Raw genomic sequence first — 18,403 nt, 5'->3', positions numbered from 1 at the left:
GTGCCGCACAACACCCCGGTGCGCGCGACGGCCGACGGCACGGTCGCTTATGCCGGCGACGCGATCGCGGCGCTGGGCGGGCTGGTCATCGTCAAGCACGGCGAGGGCTGGACGAGCGTCTACGGCCACGCCTCGAAGCTGCTCGTCCAGCGCGGACAGGCGGTGAAGAAGGGCCAGACGGTCGCGCTGTCCGGCGCGAGACTGGCTACGCCGACCGGCCCGAGGTGCATTTCGAGCTGCGCAAAGGTCGCAGGACGCCGGTCGACCCGCTGACGCGAATTGCCGCGCTGACACGCGTCATCTGGCTGTGGTGCGCCCGCGAAGGCGGGAGCGCCAGTCTGAGGTCCCGGCGATCGCGGGGACATCAAGTGGGAATGGCGCTGGAGGTGACGGCAGCGCAATCCAAAGCTGGTGACGAACAGCGTATCGAGCCGTGTAACGCCCGCGGTCCACTATGACCGACGCCGAAGTCCGACCTGCGTCCGCCTGCTCACCGAGCGCGGCTATGTCCACCAGATGACCGATGCCGCCGCGCTCGACGCGCTGGCGCTGAAGCAGGTGGTGCCGGGCTATATCGGCTTCGACCCACCGCAGCCCTCGCTCCACGTCGGCAGCCTGGTGCAGATCATGCTGCTGCGCCGGCTCCAGCAGACCGGGCACAAGCCGATCGTGCTGATGGGCGGCGGCACCGGCAAGATCGGCGATCCCAGCTTCAAGGACGAGAGCGCGCAAGATGCTCGCCGACGGACGGGATCGAGGCCAACGTCGCGCTCGATCAAGCGCATCTTCGAACGCTTCCTGACATTCGGCGACGGCGCGTCCGACGCGGTGATGCTCGACAATGCCGAATGGCTCGAGCCGCTCGAATACATCCCGTTCCTGCGCGAGGTGGGCAGCATTTCTCGGTCAACCGCATGCTGTCGTTCGATTCGGTCAAGCTGCGGCTCGATCGCGAACAGTCGCTGTCGTTCCTCGAATTCAACTACATGATCCTGCAGGCCTATGACTTCCGCGAGCTGGCGCAGCGCCAGGGCTGCCGGTTGCAGATGGGCGGCAGCGACCAATGGGGCAATATCGTCAACGGCGTCGAGCTGGCGCGGCGGATGGACGGCACCGAGGTGTTCGGCGTCACCACCCCGCTGATCACCACGGCGGACGGCGGCAAGATGGGCAAGACCATGGCCGGCGCGGTGTGGCTGCACGAGGATCAGCTGCCGCATTTCGATTACTGGCAATTCTGGCGCAACACCGACGATCGCGACGTGGGCCGCTTCCTGCGGCTGTTCACCGACCTGCCGCTGGATGAGATCGCGCGGCTGGAGGCGCTGGGCGGGGCGGAAATCAACGAGGCGAAGAAGATCCTCGCCAACGAAGCGACCGCGATGTGCCGTGGGCGCGATGCGGCCGAGCAGGCGGCGGAAACCGCGCGCCGCACCTTCGAGGAGGGCGCAAGCGGGGATGCGCTGCCGACGTTCGCCGCAACGGGCGTGGTGGCGCTGGTCGATGCGCTGGTGGGCCTCGGCTTCTGCGCATCGAAGGGCGAGGCGCGGCGGCTGATCAAACAGGGCGGCGCGCGAGTCGCAGGCGAGAAGATCGAGGACGAGGCCGCCACGGTTACGGCTGGCGCGGAGCCGCTCCGTATCTCGGCGGGGAAGAAGCATCACGGCTTGCTCGTCGCCGGCTGAACGCCGCGCGCAATATGGCTAATGCCGCGGTGATCCTTTCCGTTGATGATCGATTCATGCGGAAATCCTAGCCCCCCAAGGGACAAATGGGGGGATTTCACGCGTGGCCGCTTCGGGTGCCGCATCGATCAGTTTCGACGCACGCGGCGAGTTGCGCGACGAAGTATATCACCGCACTTCAGCAACACGCGCCGACGGCCCGGCGCTGTCGCTGCTGATCGTCAACATCTCGCCATCGGGCCTGATGGCGCGCAGCACCGAAGTGCTGGAGCCCGGCACCACGCTATCGCTCATGCTGCCGGCGATCGGACAGATCGGCGCGGAGGTACGCTGGTCGCTCGGCGGGCGGCTCGGCTGCCAGCTCGCGCGGACGATCCCGCCGTCGCTTTATTATGAGATGCTGGCCGGATTGAGCCGCTGATCGCTCGGCTCGCGCCCGGCGAGCGCCGCATCGAATGCCGCGCGGTCGAGCTTGCCCTCCCAGCGCGACACCACCACCGTCGCGACCGCATTGCCGATGAAGTTGGTCAGGCTGCGGCATTCGCTCATGAAGCGATCGACGCCAAGGATCAGCGCCATCCCCGCGACCGGCACGGCCGGCACGATGGAGAGCGTCGCCGCGAGCGTGATGAAGCCCGCGCCGGTAACCCCCGCCGCGCCCTTCGACGACAGCATCGCCACCGCCAGCAACAGCAATTGATGCCCGAGCGTGAGATGCACGTCGCACGCCTGCGCGATGAACAGCGCGGCCAGCGTCATATAGATGTTGGTGCCGTCGAGGTTGAAGCTGTAGCCGGTCGGCACGACCAGCCCGACGACCGATTTGGGGCAGCCGGCGCGCTCCATCTTCTCGATCAGCAGCGGCAGCGCGCTTTCGGACGAGGAGGTGCCGAGCACCAGCAGCAGCTCCGCCTTGAAATAGACGATCAGCCGCAGGATCGAAAAGCCGCACACCCGCGCGACCGCGCCCAGCACCAGCAGCACGAACAGCAGCGAGGTGAGATAGAAAGTGCCGACCAGCGCGGCGAGGTTGGCAAGCGTGCCGACGCCATATTTGCCGATCGTGAAGGCCATCGCGCCGAACGCGCCGACGGGTGCCGCCTTCATCAGGATCGCGACGACGCGGAACACCGCCGCCGACACGTCCTCCAGCAGCGCGACCACCCGCTCCCCACGCTCGCCGATCGTGGCGAGGCCGATGCCGAACAGGATCGCGACGAACAATGTCTGGAGGATATTGCCCTCGGTCAACGCGGACAGGAAACTGTCCGGGATGATCGCCATCAGGAAGCCGGTGACGCTCGTTTCATGCGCCTTGGCGGCGTAATCGGCAACCTTGCTGGCATCGAGCGTGGCGGGATCGATGTGCAGCCCGGCGCCCGGCCGCACGGTATTGGCGACGATCAGCCCGACGATCAGCGCAAAGCGTGGAGAAGGTGAAGAAATAGGCGAACGCCTTGCCCGCGACGCGCCCCACCGCACGCAGATCGCGCATCCCCGCGATGCCGGTGACGATGGTGAGGAAGATCACCGGCGCGATGATCATCTTGACCAGCTTGATGAAGCCATCGCCGATCGGCTTCATCGCCTCGCCGGTCGCGGGCCAGAAATGACCGAGCGTCACCCCGGCGGCGATCGCGATCAGCACCTGAAGATAGAGATGGGCATACCATGGCCGGGGCGCGGGCGGCGACGCATCCTGCGATATCGCAACCATCTGAATCCCCTTCCCTCACCCGAATTAGCGCTTCTTATGCGCAACTGGCGGTGGGCGGAATCCCTGACGTGCGCATCGCGATGATCGCCGCGCGGGCGATCTCGTGCCGCAGTGACGGGGGTAACGCGCCGGAGCAAGGCCGACGGCGTTTTTTCCGGACCGTCAGGCGGCGATCGGCGCGACGCCCAGCCGCGGTATTTCGATCGCGGGGCAGCGATCCATCACCACCTTCAGCCCGGCCGCCTCGGCGCGCGCGGCGGCGGCCGCATCGATCACGCCAAGCTGCATCCACACCGATCGCGCGCCCGAAGCGATCGCCTCGTCGACCGCCACGCCGGCGGCATCGGAGCGGCGAAAGATATCCACCATGTCGATCGGCTCACCGATCTGCGACAGATCGTGGAAGACGAATTCGCCGTGGAGATGCTCGCCGGTGATCTGCGGATTGACCGGGATGACGCGATAGCCGTGCGCCTGAAGCATCGCCATCACGCGATAGGAGGCGCGATCCGGCCGGTCCGACGCGCCGATCATCGCGATCGTGCGCGTTCCTTCGAGAAGCGCCTTGATCGCGGCGGGTTCAGTCAGCGGCACGGATCACACCTCTATAATCTGGTCCGCTCGTGCCGGCGGCGTCACGCGCGCCAGCACGACCGGTATTAGACCAACTCCCCTACCGGCCTTCGGTTTCCAGCCAGCGAACGACCTGTTCCGCAATGGGACGGAATGTGCGGTCGCCAGGATCGGCAGCGGGAGGCTCGCCGGCGTCCGAGGCGCGGCGGATCGCGATGTCGAGCGGCACCCGGCCGAGGAACGGCACACCATGCGCTTTCGCCGCCGCCTCCGCCCCGCCGCTTCCGAACGGATCGGATACCTCGCCGCAATGCGGGCAGGCGTAACCCGCCATATTCTCGATCACGCCGATGATCGGCACGCCGGCCTGCTCGAACAGATCGATCGCGCGCACCGCGTCGATCAGCGCAAGATCCTGCGGGGTGCAGACGATCACCGCGCCCGCCGGGCGGTGCTTCTGGATCATGGTGAGCTGCACATCGCCCGTACCCGGCGGCATATCGACCACCAGAGTATCGGCCAGCCCCCATTCGGCATCCATCAACTGGCCGAGCGCGCCCGCCGTCATCGGCCCGCGCCACGCGATCGCCTTGCCCGGCGCGACGAGCTGCCCCATCGAGAGCAGTGGCACGCCATAAGGCGTCTGGACCGGCAGCAGCGCCTTGTCCTTCGCCTCCGGCCGTGTGCCCTCGGCGCCCAGCAGGCGCGGCTGCGATGGGCCGTAGATATCGGCATCGACCATGCCGACGCGGCGCCCCAGCCCGGAAAGCGCGATGGCGAGATTGGCGGAAACGGTCGATTTGCCGACCCCGCCCTTGCCGCTCGCCACCGCGATGACGCGACGGCGCGCGCGCTCGGCGGTGACGACCACGCGCACCTCGCGCCCCGGCGCGGCCGCGGCCATCTTCACCGTCGCCTCCAGCGCATCGCGCGCCTTGGCGTCCAGCCCGGTCGCGTCGAGCACAACGCCGACCCGCGCCCCATCCACCTTCACCGTGGCGCGCGCGCCAGCCACTGCGGCAACGGCCGCCTTCACCTCATTCTCGTCCATAACCGTCGCGATACGATCGATCTGCACGCTTGGCACTGTTTTTCGCGGATTCGATTCTTATAAGGGGAATATGATCAAATTGCCGCGCTGGTTCGGGCGCCCCGCCATCCTGATGACCGAAACGCCCAAAGGCCCGTGGGGCCAGGGCGATGACGACGGTAAAAGCGGCCCGCGCAATCCGTGGGCGGTGCCTCCGGGCGGCCGCAAGACAAACGCCAAGCCGACCGCGCTCGACGAATTCCTGCGCCGCGCGCGTGGCGGGAACGGCGGCGGCCCGCAGCTTCCGCCGGGCGTCAACGCGCGCAACCTGTGGCTGATCGGCACGGCGGTGATCGTCGGCGTGTGGCTGATCTTCACCTCGGTCCACCAGATCGGGCCGCAGCAGCGCGGCGTCGTCACCTATTTCGGGCGTTATTCGGGGATATTGCAGCCGGGCATCCGCCTCACGCTTCCCGCGCCGATCGTCGATGTCGAGAAGGTCGACGTCGAGCAGGTGCGCAACGACGATTTCCCGCGTGACGGCGGCGAGAACGTGCTGACCGGCGATCGCAACATCATCGACCTCGCCTATACGGTGCGCTGGCGCGTGGAAAATCCGCGCGACTTCGTGTTCGAGATCAAGGATCCGGAAGAAACCGTCCGCGCCACCGCCGAAAGCGCGATGCGCGCCGTGGTCGCCACCACCACGCTCAACGAGGCGATCGGCGCCGGCCGCACCACGATCGAGGCGCGCGTCGCCCGCGCGATGCAGGAAATCCTCGACGATTATCAGGCCGGCGTGCGCGTACAGGGCGTGTCGATCAAACAGGCATCGGCTCCCGCCAGCCTGATCGACGATTTCAACGCCGTCACCGCTAAGCAGCAGGAAGCCGTCGCCAATCTCAACAACGCGCGCTCCTATTCGCAACAGGTGATCGCCCAGGCGGAGGGCGAGGCCGCGACCTTCGACAAGATGTACGAACAATATAAGCTCGCCCCGGAAGTGACGCGTCGACGCATGTATTATGAAACGATGGAAGCCGTGCTGCGCCGCACTGACAAGGTAGTCGTCGAGACGCCGGGGATCGCCCCGTGGGTGCCGCTCGACAAGCTGCGCAAGCTGCCCGACAATGCGGAGGTGCAGGTGCAGGCCCCGGCCCAGCAACCCGCTCAGCCCGCCCAGCAGCAGGGGGCGCAACGATGAGCATCCTGCGCAACCCCGTCGCGATGGGCTTCGCCGCTTTGGGCGTGGTGATCGTCGGTGCCGCGACCTTCGCGATCGTGCCCGAAACCAAGCAGGCGGTGATCCTGCGGTTCGAAAATCCGGTGACGACGATCAACCAGTGGCAGCCCGGTCAGGTGATCGGCCAGAACACCGGCGCCGGGATGATCGCGCGCATCCCGTTCATCGATAAGATCGTATGGGTCGACAAGCGCGTGCTCGACGCCGATCTCGACGATACATTGGTGCTGTCGACCGATCAGCTGCGGCTCAACGTCGACGCCTTCGCACGCTTCCGCATCGTCGATCCGCTGAAGGCGGTGACCTCGACCGGATCGACATCGGCGACCGAGGAACGCGTCGCGGATCAGCTTCGCCCGCTGCTCGGCACCGCGCTGCGCAACGAGCTGGGCAAGGTGCCCTTCTCCACCCTGCTCACCCCTGAACGCGGCAAGGTGATGGACGCGATCCAGAACTCGCTCCAGCGCAACGCGCGGCAATATGGCGTGCAGATCGTCGACGTCCGCATCAAGCACGCCGAACTGCCCGAGGGCAGCCCGCTGGAAAGCGCGCTGCAATCGATGCGCACCGCGCGCCAGCAGGAGGCGAACACGATCCGCGCACAGGGCCAGAAACAGGCCCAGATCGTCCGCGCCGAGGCCGACGCCACCGCCGCGCGCATCTATGCCGACGCATTCGGCAAGGATGCCGATTTCTATAACTTCTACCGCGCGATGCAGTCTTATCGCCGCACCTTCGGCGCGGACGGCGGACCGGCGCCGGAAGGTGCAACGACAATCCTGATGTCACGCGACAATGCGTATCTGAAGGAATTCGAAGGTCGCGGAAAATGATCGCATGGACCGGGGGTGCGCCCCGTCCATGGATCGTTCATATTCAATCGTCGTTCATCGGCCAAAGCCCATTGAAACGCACCCGATAGACACCGGGTGATTGAGAGGAACATGAAGACCGTGCGCTACGCCTATGCCCTCACTGGCGCCCTCCTCCTTGGCGGCACCGCCGCCTCGCTGACGCTGCAACATCCCGCGAGCGCGGCGCAGGTCGCGCAGAACGAACCCGGCGCGATCAGTGCCTCAGCGCCCCGCGCCGGTGCGCCGATGAGCTTCGCGGACATGGTGGCGAAGCTCCAGCCGGCCGTGGTCAACATCTCCACCGATCAGAAGGTGACGGTGCAACAGCCCGCGAACCCGTTCGCCGGCACGCCGTTCGGCGACCTGTTCGGCCAGTTCGGCGGCGGACGTGGCGGCGGCGGCGGTGGCGCCCCGGTGACGCGCGAGGCGCAGTCGCTCGGCTCGGGCTTCATCATCTCGCCTGACGGCTATATCGTGACGAACAACCACGTCGTCGCCGCCGGTATGCGCGGCGCGGTGGTCACCTCGATCCGCGTGACGCTGCCGGATCGCAAGGAATATGTCGCCAAGCTGATCGGGCGCGATGCCGCATCCGATCTCGCCCTGCTCAAGATTTCCGCACCGCAGCCGCTGCCGTTCGTGCGCTGGGGCGATTCCGCCCATGCCCGTGTTGGCGATTGGGTGCTGGCGATCGGCAATCCGTTCGGCCTTGGCGGCACCGTCACCGCCGGCATCGTTTCCGCCGTCCACCGCGTCACCGGACAGGGCGGCGCGAACGACCGTTTCATCCAGACCGACGCGTCGATCAATCAGGGCAATTCCGGCGGCCCGATGTTCGACATGAACGGCAACGTGATCGGCATCAACTCGCAGATCTTCTCGCAATCCGGCGGCAATATCGGCATCGGCTTCGCCATCCCGGCGGAAGAGGCCAAGCCGATCATCGATACGCTGATGAAGGGCGGCAGCGTGAAGCGCGGCTATCTCGGCATCGGCATTCAGGCGATGACCGACGATATCGCTGCAGCGCTCGCCCTGCCGAAGAATTCGGGCGAGATCGTCGGCCGCGTCGAGCCGAACGGCCCGGCGGCGAAGGCCGGGCTGCGTGCCGGCGACGTGGTGACCAAGGTGAACGGCACCGCCGTCACCCCGGATACCACCCTGTCGTATCTGATCGCCAACGTGAACCCCGGCTCCACCGCGAAGCTGGACATCGTTCGCGAAGGCAAGCCGATGTCGATCACCGCCAATGTCGCCGTGCGGCCCCCGGAGGACCAGCTCGCCGCGACCGCCGGCAGCGGCGACGATTTCTCGGCCGACGACGATAGCGATCAGCCGAGCGATCAGGCCGCCGCGCCGACCAATGCGATCGGCATCACCGTCCAGCCGCTGACCCCGGCGATCGCACGGCAGGTGGGCGTCGATTCGACCATCCAGGGCGTGGTCATCAGCCAGGTCGATGCGTCGAGCGATGCGGGGCAGAAGCTGCGTCGCGGCGATGTGATCTCCGCGATCAACGGCTCCCCGGTGCGCACCGCCGCCGATCTGGCGCGTGGCGTGGCCGCGGCGAAATCGGCCGGGCGCCCGCAGGTATTGCTGATGATCAACCGCGCACGCGGGCAGAGCGGCTTCGTGCCGGTCAAGATCAAGTAAGCGGCTCGCCGAGCCAGACGATCGGGGCGTCGCGCGATCTTCGCGCGGCGCCCTTTTCGTGTTCGCAACACACCGCTAGAACTTTCATTCGTTCACGTTTTCCGGGGAAATGGGCATGACCGACAGCATCCTGATCGGCGCGGGCAGCGGGGGCGCCAACCCGCAGACGCTCCAGCTCAAGCGCGCCAACCGCCACGGGCTGATCGCAGGCGCGACCGGCACCGGCAAGACAGTGACGATCCAGGGCATCATCGAGGGGCTGTCGGCGGCCGGCGTCCCGTGCTTCGTGGCCGACGTGAAGGGCGACCTTTCGGGCATCGCCATGGCCGGATCGCCACAGGCCAAGACGCATGAGGCATTCGCCGCGCGCGCCGCGGAGATCGGCCTGACCGACTGGCATTATGCCGACAATCCCGTGCAATTCTGGGATCTCTACGGCGAACAGGGCCATCCGATCCGCACCACCATCAGCGAGATGGGGCCGTTGCTGCTCGCGCGGCTGATGGATCTGAACGACGTGCAGGAAGGCGTGCTGACCATCGCCTTTCACGTCGCCGACAAGGAAGGGCTGCTGCTGCTCGACCTCGACGACCTGCAATCCATGCTGACCAATTGCGCCGAACGCGCCGACGAGCTGACCACCACTTACGGCAACGTATCGAAACAGTCGGTCGGCGCGATCCAGCGCTCGCTGCTCCAGCTTCGTTCACAAGGCGCGGAGCATTTCTTCGGCGAACCCGCGCTGGAGATGGACGATTTCATCCGCACCGACGACAAGGGGCGCGGGATCATCAACGTGCTTGCCGCCGACAAATTGATGGCGAGCCCCAAGCTCTATTCCACTTTCCTGTTGTGGCTGATGAGCGAATTGTTCGAGCATCTCCCCGAGGTGGGCGATCCCGACAAGCCGAAGCTGTGCTTCTTCTTCGATGAGGCGCATCTGCTGTTCGACGAGGCGCCCAAGGCGCTGCTGGAGAAGATCGAACAGGTCGTGCGGCTGATCCGATCCAAGGGCGTCGGCGTCTATTTCATCACGCAGAACCCGATCGACGTGCCCGATACGATCGCGGGGCAACTCGGCAACCGCGTGCAGCACGCGCTGCGCGCCTTCACCCCGCGCGATCAGGCGGCGGTGAAAGCCGCGGCGCAGACCTTCCGCGCCAATCCCGGCGTGGACGTGACCACCGCGATCACCGAACTGAAGGTGGGCGAGGCGCTCGTCTCGCTGCTCCAGCCCGATGGCGCGCCCTCCCCCGTAGAGCGTACGCTGATCCGCCCGCCATCGAGCCGCGTCGGGCCGATCACCCCGGTCGAACGCGGCGTGCTGATCCAGACCGATGCGATCGGCGCGAAATACGACACGCTGGTCAATCGTGAATCGGCACAGGAGCTGCTCGCCGCCAAGACGGCGGAGGCAGCCGCGGCCGCATCCGCCGCGCGCGCGCAGGACGATGCGAGCAAAGCGGCGGCGCTTCAGGCGAAACAGGATGCGCAGGAGGCCAAGGAGGCCGAACGCGCCCGCATCGCCGCCGAGCGCGAGGCAGCCAATTCGCCGTGGAACAAGGCGATCACCTCCGCCACGCGCGCGGCCAGCTCGTCGATCGGGCGGCAGGTGGCGAATGAGATCGGCAAGCAGGTGTTCGGCACCAAGAGCCGCTCGTCATCCGGCGGCGGCCTGCTCGGCAGCGTGGTGCGCGGCGTGCTCGGCGGCTTGTTCAGGCGGTAGAGCGCCGGTCCCCGCGTTGCGCCAAGCACAGGTGTATGTGGGACGGCTCGCTCGGCCGTGCTGCCCGATGCCCCCGGAAGGCCGATAGCCCCGGGGGGTCATGTGCCGCGCATGTGAGAACCAGCCTCCCGCGCTCCCGCGCGCGGCGATGAGCGCGCGTTACGCGACGCGATCCGGTTGCGCTGCGATCAGTGCCTCCAGGAACAGCCGCACCTCGCCCTCGATCGGGATCGGCGTGCCGGTGGGCAGATGGACGTTGACGCTGACCATCTCCACCTCGGTGCATAATTCACCGCGCTGATTGGCCAGTTCGAACTTCTTGGTGATGCTCGACGTGCCGAGCCGCTCGATCCGCACCGACGCCTCGATCGTATCGCCCCACACCAGCGGCCGGAGATAATCGACCGAACAGCGGCGAACGTGGAATTCGGTTTCCAGCCACGTCTTGCCCAGCACCTCGGCGATGCCGGTCCATTCCCAATAATCCGTATCCGCCACATCGGCATATTCGAGGTAGCGCGAGTTGAACACCACGCGCTGCCCGTCGATCTCCGCATAACGGACCTTGAAACGGGTGGAGAAAGCGAAGCCGGGACGGGTCATGCGCTATCGATGCGGTGACGCGATGCGCGCGTCAACCGCGGCGGCGAAAGGCGGCCGCCGTTACTTATAAGATATCGTGCACAAACGCGCCTTGGTAAGCCGAACCGCATGACCGGCATACGCATCGCGCAACCATCGGACGATGATCTCGTCGCCCAGCTTCTGATCCGAACCTTCTCGCACCTCTACGCCGCAATGGACGTGAAAATGTCTCCGGCACGGGAAGCCTATCTGAAAGACCAGGCGGCTCGACGGGCCTTCGCCACGGCCTTCGTCTGCGAAATCGCGGGAGAGGTGGTAGGCACGGTCACGCTGGTGCCACCATGCCCAGATTCCGAGGCGTGGATAAGTGGCGCCTGGGATCTGCGGCTACTCGCGGTTGACCCCCGGATGCAGGGGCGCGGGATCGCCGGGGCGCTTATCGAGGCCGCGGAGCAAAGCGCGAGCGCCGCGGGCGCGACGATGATGTGCCTGCATGCCCGGCGAGGTGTCGCCAATCAGGCGCGATTCTACCTGGCCGGCAATTATGTGCGCGACCCGGCCGGCGATCTCGACACAGAGCCTTTCCAGGAAGGCTATCGGAAGAGTTTGTAGCCCCGCCCGATCGTTGCGAATATCGGCCTTGCGCGGGTGAATCCCCCGAAACCCGCCGCCTCTAGCCGCGATCGCGCAGCCACATCGCGATCGACGCGGCGATTGCCAGCGTCAGGCCGATCAGCAGGCCGATCGTCGCCTGACCGAACGCGAAACCGATGATCGCGCCGCCCAGCACGCCGCTGGCGATGAGGAAACCGCCGGCGGCGGAGGGACGGGAAGACTTGTCAGACATCGCCGCGCGCCTTGCCATGCCGTGCGCCCGGACGCCAGCCGCCGTGCACGCGGAAACCCTTTGGAAAGGCATTTTCCGAACGGACTTTTAGGCAGGGCGTGCGCAATAAGGGCGCCACATGGACCATTTCCCTTTCGTTGCCGATCGCGCCACGCTGGCTGACGCGCAGACCCTGCTTCTCGCCTTTGGCGAGGCGGCGGGAGAGGAAGCCGCCGCGCGCGCGGATCGCAGCCGCGACATCGGCAACCACATTCATTTCTGCCACTGGCGCCAGATCGAGCGGCTGGTGCTGTTGCTCTCCGTCGACCGCGCGCCGGGCACGGTTCACTAGAGCCACTCGCGATATGGTTGCCGCCCGGTGCGGTAGCACGCTATCAGCCTGAAATGGTTCGGCGAGGCGCCGCATTACTGGTCGCGATCCTCGCCGTGTCACCTGCCGTGGCACAGCAACAACCGAGCGCGCCCGCCGCTCCCCCCCCACAGCCGGCCGCGCACGTCGACGACATGCTCGATCCCAACGCTCCGCTTGCGCCGATGCCCGATATCGGCGTGGCGTGGCCCGATCTCGCCAAGGCCCCGGCGGACACCGATGTGGAGCAGGCGAAGGTCTCCACCGAAACCCGCTACGGCTATCGCATCGACGGAATAGACGCGGTGCCCTCCCAGTTGTTGCGCCAGCGCTTCGCCGAGCTTTCCGTGCTGGATCAGCATGATGGCGAGCCGGCCAACGCCGCCCAGCTCGATCGCCGCGCGCGCGAGGACGCGGAATTGCTCGTCACCCTGCTACGCGCCGAGGGCTATTATGACGCGCGCGTCCAGACCAGCGTGGACGCGAGCAGCGGCAAGCCGATGGTGGTCCTCTCCGCCGAGCCGGGGCAGCTCTATCGCCTGACCGCGGTGACGATCGACGGCGTAGCGGCCGCGGGCGACAAGGCCAGGGCACTGACCGACGCGTTCGGGGTGAAGCAGGACGATCCGGTCAACGCCGACGCGATCGTCGCCGGGCAGGCGCGGCTGACCGAGCAGGTCGGCAAACAGGGTTTCCCCTTCGCGACGATCGGCGAGCCGGAGATCACCGTCGATCGCACCGCGCGCACCGCGACGCTCGACATGACGGTCGATCCCGGCCGCGCGCGCAAGTTCGGCCGCATCCGCGTCAATGCCAACAACCATGTGTTCGACGCCCGCCACGTACAGGAAATCGCGCGGTTCGAGCCGGGCAAGCCATATTACGCGCCCAATCTCGAGGATCTGAAACGCGCGCTGATCCAGACGGGGCTCGTCTCCAGCGCGGAGGTGAAGCCGGTGCCGGGCGCAACGCCCGATACGGTGGACGTCGACGTGACGCTCCAGCCCGCGCCCCCGCGCACGATCGCCGGGGAGCTTGGCTACGGCACCGGCGAAGGCGCGCGCGCCGAGGTGAGCTGGACCAACCGCAATTTCTTCCCGCCGGAAGGCGCGGTGATCCTGCGCGGGGTGCTCGGCACGCAGGAGCAGCTTGCGCAACTGACCTTCCGCCGCAACAATTTCGAAGGCCGCGATCGCGTGCTGACCGGGCAGGTCTCCGTTTCGCATACCGAGCGGCTGGCCTATACTGCCGACACCTTCTCGCTCTCCGGCTCTCTGGAGCGGCAGACCAATATCTTCTTCCAGAAGGCGTGGGTGTGGTCTCTGGGCGGCGAACTGGTCAGCACCGACGAGCGTGACGTGATCGCCTCCACCGGGCAGCCGCGCCGGCGGACCTATTATATCGCCGCCCTGCCGCTCAGCCTCACTTATGACGGCTCGGACGATCTGCTCAACCCGACCAAGGGCTTCCGGCTCGGCGGGCGGCTCAGCCCGGAGCTGTCGTTGCTGGGTCAGGCGTTCGGCTATGCCCGCACCCAGATCGACGCCAGCGCCTATACGCCGCTCAGCGACAGGATCGTGCTGGCGGGGCGCATCCGGCTCGGCACGATCGTCGGCGCGCCGCGTGATGCAATCGCGCCGTCGCGGCGCTTCTATGCCGGCGGCGGCGCGTCGGTGCGCGGCTATGGCTATCAGGCGATCGGGCCACGCGATCCCAACAACGATCCGATCGGCGGCCGCAGCCTGACCGAATTCTCGATCGAGACGCGGGTGAAGCTCGGCAATTTCGGCATCGTGCCGTTCCTCGACGGCGGCAACATCTACACCTCGCCGCTGCCGCAATTCACCGCGCTGCGCTACGGCGCGGGGCTGGGCGTGCGTTATTATTCCAATTTCGGGCCGATCCGCCTCGATGTCGGCACGCCGCTCAATCCGCAAAAGGGCGATTCGCGGGTCGCGGTCTATGTCTCGCTGGGGCAGGCATTTTGAGGCGCGCCGCAAGGTGGATCGCGGGGCTGGCGGCGGCGGCGCTGGCGATCTTCGGCGCGGCGGTGCTGATCGTCGATACCGATATCGGGCGTCGCTGGGTGGCGGATCGCATCGCGGAAGTGCGCACGCCGAGCGGGCTGCGTTTCACGGTCGGGCGGATCGACGGATCGCTTTATGGGCGCGCGGTGCTGCGCGATGTGCGGGTGTACGACCTGGATGGGCTGGTGTTTGCCGCCCCGGTCGCGCGGCTCGATTGGGCGCCGTTCCGCTGGTTTTCCAACCGGCTCGACATATCGTCGCTCGACGTGCCGGTGGCGAGTTTCGCCAAATGGCCGCGCACCCGGCCGAGCGGGAAACAGGGCCCGCTGCTGCCCGATTTCAATATCCGCATCGGCCGGCTGGCGGTCGACCGGCTGATCGTCGATCACAGCATCACGGGAGTGGCGCGCTATGGCCGCATCCGGGGTCGCGCGGATATCCACGCCGGGCGCGCTTTGGTCGACCTCACGGCGGTGATCGAGGGCAGCGACGCTCTGCGGCTGAAAATCGATGCCGAGCCGGATCGCGACAAATTCGATATCGCCGCGCGCGCCAGCGGCGTGAAGAATGGCGTGCTCGCGCGGCTGACCGGGATCGCCAAGCCGTTACGGCTGGAGGTCGGCGGGATCGGCGGCTGGGCGCGCTGGGACGGCCACGCGGTCGCCACCGCCGGGGGTGCGCGGGTGATCGACCTCACGCTCGGCAACCGGCAGGGCAATTACACGCTGAGCGGCGATCTCGTCCCGTCGCTCGTCGCCGGGGGCAAGATCCAGCGGCTGACCGCGCCGCGCGTCACGGTGAACGGCGGCGCGACCCTCGCCAACCGGCGACTGGCGGGCAATCTCGCGCTGCGCTCGGCGGCGCTGGCGGTGGAGACGACCGGCACGATCGATCTCGGCACGAGCGCGTTCCGCAATGTCCGCATCCGCGCGCGGCTGCTCCAGCCCGCAGCACTGTTCCCGAACATGACCGGGCGCGACGTGGAATTGCGCGCCGTGCTCGACGGCGCCTTCGCCACCGCCGGGTTCGATTACCGCCTGACCGCGACACGCTTCGCCTTTGACGACACCGGGTTCGAGCAAGCGCGCGCGGCGGGCAAGGGGCGGCTCTCCAAGGCGCCGGTCAGCGTGCCGGTGCGCTTCACCGCCGCGCGGGTGACCGGGGTGGGCGACGTCGCGGGCGGCATCCTGCGCAACCTGTCGGTGGAGGGCGTATTGCGTATCACCAGCCGGCTCGTCACCGGCGACGATCTGCGGGTGAAGTCGGACAAGCTGACCGGGCGGATCAACCTGCTGCTCGATCTGGCGAGCGGGCAATATCAGGTGGGCGTCAACGGCGCGCTCGGCCGCTATCTGATCCCTGGCCTCGGCGTGGTCGACCTGACCTCCACCCTGCGCGTCGTGCCGGGGCCGGGCGGGCATGGCACGCGCGTGATCGGGCATGGCGAGGCGCGGATGGTGCGGCTCGACAATGCGTTCTTCCGCAGCCTGACGGGCGGGCTGCCGCGTATCGTCACCGCGCTGGAGCGGACGCCGGACGGGGTGTTGCACTTCACCAACCTCGTGCTGACCGCCCCCTCCCTGCGGCTCGCCGGCACCGGCTTGCGACGCCGCGACGGCACATTCCATTTCGAAGGGCGCGGCACGCAAGCGAGCTATGGCCCCCTCACCCTCAAGCTCGACGGGCAGATCGATCATCCGACGATCGACCTGCTGCTCGCCTCCCCCAATGCGGCGATGGGCTTGTCACAGGTGCGCGCGCACCTCGATCCGACACCGCGCGGCTTCGCCTTCAGCGCCGCGGGTGGTTCGCGCATCGGGTCGTTCGAGGCGGCCGGCGAGATATTGCTGCCGTCGGGCGGAACCGCGCAGATCGCCTTCGCGCGGATCGACGCCAGCGGCACCCGCGCGACCGGCACGCTGGATATCGTGCCCGGCGGGTTCACCGGCGCGCTGGCGCTTTCCGGCGGCGGCCTTTCCGGCGAGCTGCTGTTCCGCCCGGTTGGCGAGGTGCAGCGTGTCGAGGCGCATATCGACGCGCGCCGCGCGCGGCTCGGCAGCAAGGTGACGGTGCGGCGCGCGCATCTCGATCTCGTCGCGCTGCTCGATCCGGCGGGCGCCTCGATCGAGGCGAGCGCCAACGGCGGCGGCCTCCAGCGCGGCAAGCTGTCGATCGGGCGTTTTGCCGGCAGCGCGCGCCTGCGTGGCGGCGTGGGCGAGATTCGCGCGCAGATCGCCGCCGCACCCGGCCGCGCCTTCGATATCCAGAGCGTGATCGCCGTCACGCCCGACAGCTATCGCGTCACCGCGGAGGGCACGGTCGATCGCCGCCCGCTCAAGCTGGTGGAACCGGCGGTGGTAACGCGCGAGGGCGATGCATGGCGGCTCGCACCGGCGCGGCTGACCTTCGCGGGCGGCGAGGCCACGCTTGCCGGCCGGTTCGCCGACGATTCGACCACGCTGGAGGCGACGCTGGCGCGGATGCCGCTGTCATTGCTCGATATCGGTTATCCGGGGCTGGCGCTGGGCGGCAATGCCTCGGGCACCATGAGCTATGCGATGCGCGACGGCGGGGCGCCGACGGGCCGCGTCGACATGACGGTGCGCGGGCTGACCCGTTCAGGGCTGTTCGCCTCTTCCCAGCCGATCGATATCGGCATCGCCGGCATGCTCGCCGCCGATCGCGCCGGGGTGCGCGCGGTGATGGCATCCGGCGGCCAGACGATCGGGCGGGCGCAGGCCCAGCTCTCCCCGCTCGGACAAAGCGACATCGCCGAGCGGCTGATGGGCGCGGGCCTGTCCGCGCAACTGCGCTACAACGGCCCGGCGGATACGCTGTGGCGGCTTAGCGGGCTGGAGATGCTGGCGATTTCGGGGCCAGTGGCGATCGGCGCGGACGTGACCGGGCGCGTTTCCGATCCCTCGATCCGTGGCATGTTGCGCGCGAACGGCGCGCGGATCGAAAGCGCGACCACCGGCACATTGCTGACCAACGTGCAGGCGGCGGGCACGTTTCAGGGATCGCGCCTCCAGATCCAGCAATTCGCCGCCGATGCCGGAAAAGGCGGCCGCGTCACCGGCACGGGGCAGTTCGATTTCTCCGCCGAGGCGGGAATCGGGCTGGACCTTTCACTCGACGCCGCCCGCGCCGTGCTGATCAACCGCGACGATATCGGCGCGACCGTCACCGGGCCGCTGCGTATCCGCTCCAGCGGCGCGGGCGGGCTGGTTTCCGGCGAGGTGACGCTCGATCGCAGCCGCTATCGGCTCGGCCAGGCGAGCGCGGCGACCGCCGTGCCGCAGCTCAAGGTGCATGAGATCAACCTGCCCGGCGGCGGCGAAGAGGAGGAAGCGCGCGCTACGCCGTGGCGGCTCGATATCCATGCGCGCGCGCCGAATCAGCTGATGGTCAGCGGGCTCGGCCTGTCGAGCGAATGGTCGGCGGACCTCAAGATCGGCGGCGCGCCGGACAATCCCGCGATCACCGGCCGCGCCGATCTGGTGCGCGGCAATTATGAGTTCGCCGGCCGCGAGTTCCAGCTCTCTCGCGGCGTGATCCGCTTCGCGGGCGAGGTGCCGGCCAACCCCGCGCTCGATATCGAGGCAAATGCGGATTCGACCGGGCTGAACGCCGCGATCCGCGTCACCGGGGTCGCGCAAAAGCCGGAGATCGCCTTCACCAGTACACCCGCGCTGCCGCAGGACGAATTGCTCTCGCGGTTGTTGTTCGGCACCTCGATCACCAATCTGCCCGCACCGGAAGCGTTGCAGCTCGCGGCGGCAGTGGCGGCGCTGAAGGATGGCAGCGGCGGGCTGAATCCGATCAACGCGGTGCGCCGCGCCGCCGGGCTCGATCGCCTGCGCATCCTGCCGGCAGACGTGCAGACCGGGCAGCAAACCTCGATCGCGGCGGGCAAATATGTGACCCGCAAGCTCTATGCGGAGATCATCACCGATGGGCAGGGCTATTCCGCGACGCGGATCGAATATCAGGTAACGCGCTGGCTATCGCTGCTGTCGAGCATCTCGACACTTGGACGGCAGAGCGCCAACGTACGGATATCGAAGGATTATTGATCGACGGCGCGGGCGCGATATACCGCGCCCGCGCCGTC

At 67.6% G+C, this 18,403-nt stretch carries 14 protein-coding genes and 2 pseudogenes; 11 read left to right on the top strand and 5 right to left on the bottom strand.

Annotated features, from left to right (window positions below):
* From P0Y64_09605 to P0Y64_09595, 3 genes and pseudogenes are all read left to right on the top strand, one after another.
* Positions 1-273, top strand: coding sequence for a M23 family metallopeptidase (locus P0Y64_09605; protein WEK41685.1), 273 nt, complete (start codon positions 1-3; stop codon positions 271-273).
* A gap of 243 nt (positions 274-516) precedes the next feature.
* Positions 517-1,685, top strand: a pseudogene (gene tyrS / locus P0Y64_09600) (tyrosine--tRNA ligase).
* Between the two features lie 103 nt (positions 1,686-1,788).
* On the top strand, positions 1,789-2,106 hold the full coding sequence (locus P0Y64_09595) for a PilZ domain-containing protein (protein ID WEK41684.1): 318 nt from the start codon (positions 1,789-1,791) through the stop codon (positions 2,104-2,106).
* Here the strand turns inward: P0Y64_09595 and P0Y64_09590 are convergent.
* From P0Y64_09590 to P0Y64_09580, 3 genes and pseudogenes are all read right to left on the bottom strand, one after another.
* A pseudogene (locus tag P0Y64_09590) lies at positions 2,076-3,402 on the bottom strand (dicarboxylate/amino acid:cation symporter). The gene P0Y64_09595 and the pseudogene P0Y64_09590 overlap by 31 nt on opposite strands.
* A gap of 162 nt (positions 3,403-3,564) precedes the next feature.
* Positions 3,565-3,996, bottom strand: a complete 432-nt coding sequence (locus P0Y64_09585) for a CoA-binding protein (GenBank protein WEK41683.1) — start codon at positions 3,994-3,996, stop codon at positions 3,565-3,567.
* A 79-nt stretch (positions 3,997-4,075) separates the two neighbouring features.
* Positions 4,076-5,026, bottom strand: coding sequence for an Mrp/NBP35 family ATP-binding protein (locus P0Y64_09580; protein WEK45023.1), 951 nt, complete (start codon positions 5,024-5,026; stop codon positions 4,076-4,078).
* 70 nt (positions 5,027-5,096) lie between these two features.
* Between P0Y64_09580 and P0Y64_09575 the strand changes: the two genes are divergently transcribed.
* From P0Y64_09575 to P0Y64_09560, 4 genes are all read left to right on the top strand, one after another.
* On the top strand, positions 5,097-6,209 hold the full coding sequence (locus P0Y64_09575; GenBank protein ID WEK41682.1) for a protease modulator HflK: 1,113 nt from the start codon (positions 5,097-5,099) through the stop codon (positions 6,207-6,209).
* A complete protein-coding gene (locus P0Y64_09570) occupies positions 6,206-7,081 on the top strand; it encodes a protease modulator HflC (GenBank protein ID WEK41681.1) in 876 nt (291 codons plus the stop codon). The genes P0Y64_09575 and P0Y64_09570 overlap by 4 nt, the downstream gene beginning before the upstream one ends.
* Positions 7,082-7,201: 120 nt before the next feature.
* On the top strand, positions 7,202-8,755 hold the full coding sequence (locus tag P0Y64_09565) for a Do family serine endopeptidase (protein ID WEK45022.1): 1,554 nt from the start codon (positions 7,202-7,204) through the stop codon (positions 8,753-8,755).
* Positions 8,756-8,870: 115 nt separating this feature from the next.
* Positions 8,871-10,481, top strand: coding sequence for a DUF853 family protein (locus P0Y64_09560; protein ID WEK41680.1), 1,611 nt, complete (start codon positions 8,871-8,873; stop codon positions 10,479-10,481).
* 159 nt (positions 10,482-10,640) lie between these two features.
* On the opposite strand, the gene P0Y64_09555 is transcribed toward P0Y64_09560, so the two are convergent.
* Positions 10,641-11,084, bottom strand: a complete 444-nt coding sequence (locus P0Y64_09555; GenBank protein ID WEK41679.1) for a thioesterase family protein — start codon at positions 11,082-11,084, stop codon at positions 10,641-10,643.
* A 108-nt stretch (positions 11,085-11,192) separates the two neighbouring features.
* Here P0Y64_09555 and P0Y64_09550 point away from each other — a divergent pair, with 108 nt between their 5' ends.
* Positions 11,193-11,678 (top strand): GNAT family N-acetyltransferase, encoded by a 486-nt coding sequence (locus P0Y64_09550; GenBank protein WEK41678.1) that lies wholly within the window; start codon positions 11,193-11,195, stop codon positions 11,676-11,678.
* A gap of 61 nt (positions 11,679-11,739) precedes the next feature.
* Here P0Y64_09550 and P0Y64_09545 read toward each other — a convergent pair whose 3' ends face one another.
* Positions 11,740-11,913 carry a hypothetical protein gene (locus P0Y64_09545; GenBank protein ID WEK41677.1) on the bottom strand — a complete coding sequence of 58 codons (174 nt, stop codon included), beginning with the start codon at positions 11,911-11,913 and terminating at the stop codon, positions 11,740-11,742.
* A gap of 118 nt (positions 11,914-12,031) precedes the next feature.
* Here P0Y64_09545 and P0Y64_09540 point away from each other — a divergent pair, with 118 nt between their 5' ends.
* Genes P0Y64_09540 through P0Y64_09530 form a run of 3 tightly spaced genes read left to right on the top strand, consistent with a single transcriptional unit; the run spans position 12,032 to position 18,365 of the window.
* On the top strand, positions 12,032-12,244 hold the full coding sequence (locus tag P0Y64_09540; protein ID WEK41676.1) for a hypothetical protein: 213 nt from the start codon (positions 12,032-12,034) through the stop codon (positions 12,242-12,244).
* Between the two features lie 53 nt (positions 12,245-12,297).
* Positions 12,298-14,250 carry an autotransporter assembly complex protein TamA gene (locus P0Y64_09535; GenBank protein ID WEK41675.1) on the top strand — a complete coding sequence of 651 codons (1,953 nt, stop codon included), beginning with the start codon at positions 12,298-12,300 and terminating at the stop codon, positions 14,248-14,250.
* Entirely contained in the window at positions 14,247-18,365 is a 4,119-nt protein-coding gene (locus tag P0Y64_09530; protein WEK41674.1) for a translocation/assembly module TamB, read from the top strand. The genes P0Y64_09535 and P0Y64_09530 overlap by 4 nt, the downstream gene beginning before the upstream one ends.
* Positions 18,366-18,403: the final 38 nt, after the last annotated feature.

The organism is Candidatus Sphingomonas colombiensis (genome assembly GCA_029202845.1).
In the GTDB taxonomy this organism is placed as follows: Bacteria; Pseudomonadota; Alphaproteobacteria; order Sphingomonadales; family Sphingomonadaceae; genus Sphingomonas; species Sphingomonas colombiensis.
This window is presented reverse-complemented; position numbering and strand designations above follow the sequence as displayed.

What these genes read in the sequence shown, in the direction of transcription:
- P0Y64_09580 (WEK45023.1), bottom strand. Translation starts at nt 5,026, where the DNA reads ATGGACGAGAATGAGGTGAAGGCGGCCGTTGCCGCAGTGGCTGGCGCG.
- P0Y64_09575 (WEK41682.1), top strand. Translation starts at nt 5,097, where the DNA reads ATGATCAAATTGCCGCGCTGGTTCGGGCGCCCCGCCATCCTGATGACC.
- P0Y64_09570 (WEK41681.1), top strand. Translation starts at nt 6,206, where the DNA reads ATGAGCATCCTGCGCAACCCCGTCGCGATGGGCTTCGCCGCTTTGGGC.
- P0Y64_09560 (WEK41680.1), top strand. Translation starts at nt 8,871, where the DNA reads ATGACCGACAGCATCCTGATCGGCGCGGGCAGCGGGGGCGCCAACCCG.
- P0Y64_09555 (WEK41679.1), bottom strand. Translation starts at nt 11,084, where the DNA reads ATGACCCGTCCCGGCTTCGCTTTCTCCACCCGTTTCAAGGTCCGTTAT.
- P0Y64_09550 (WEK41678.1), top strand. Translation starts at nt 11,193, where the DNA reads ATGACCGGCATACGCATCGCGCAACCATCGGACGATGATCTCGTCGCC.
- P0Y64_09545 (WEK41677.1), bottom strand. Translation starts at nt 11,913, where the DNA reads ATGTCTGACAAGTCTTCCCGTCCCTCCGCCGCCGGCGGTTTCCTCATC.
- P0Y64_09540 (WEK41676.1), top strand. Translation starts at nt 12,032, where the DNA reads ATGGACCATTTCCCTTTCGTTGCCGATCGCGCCACGCTGGCTGACGCG.
- P0Y64_09535 (WEK41675.1), top strand. Translation starts at nt 12,298, where the DNA reads ATGGTTCGGCGAGGCGCCGCATTACTGGTCGCGATCCTCGCCGTGTCA.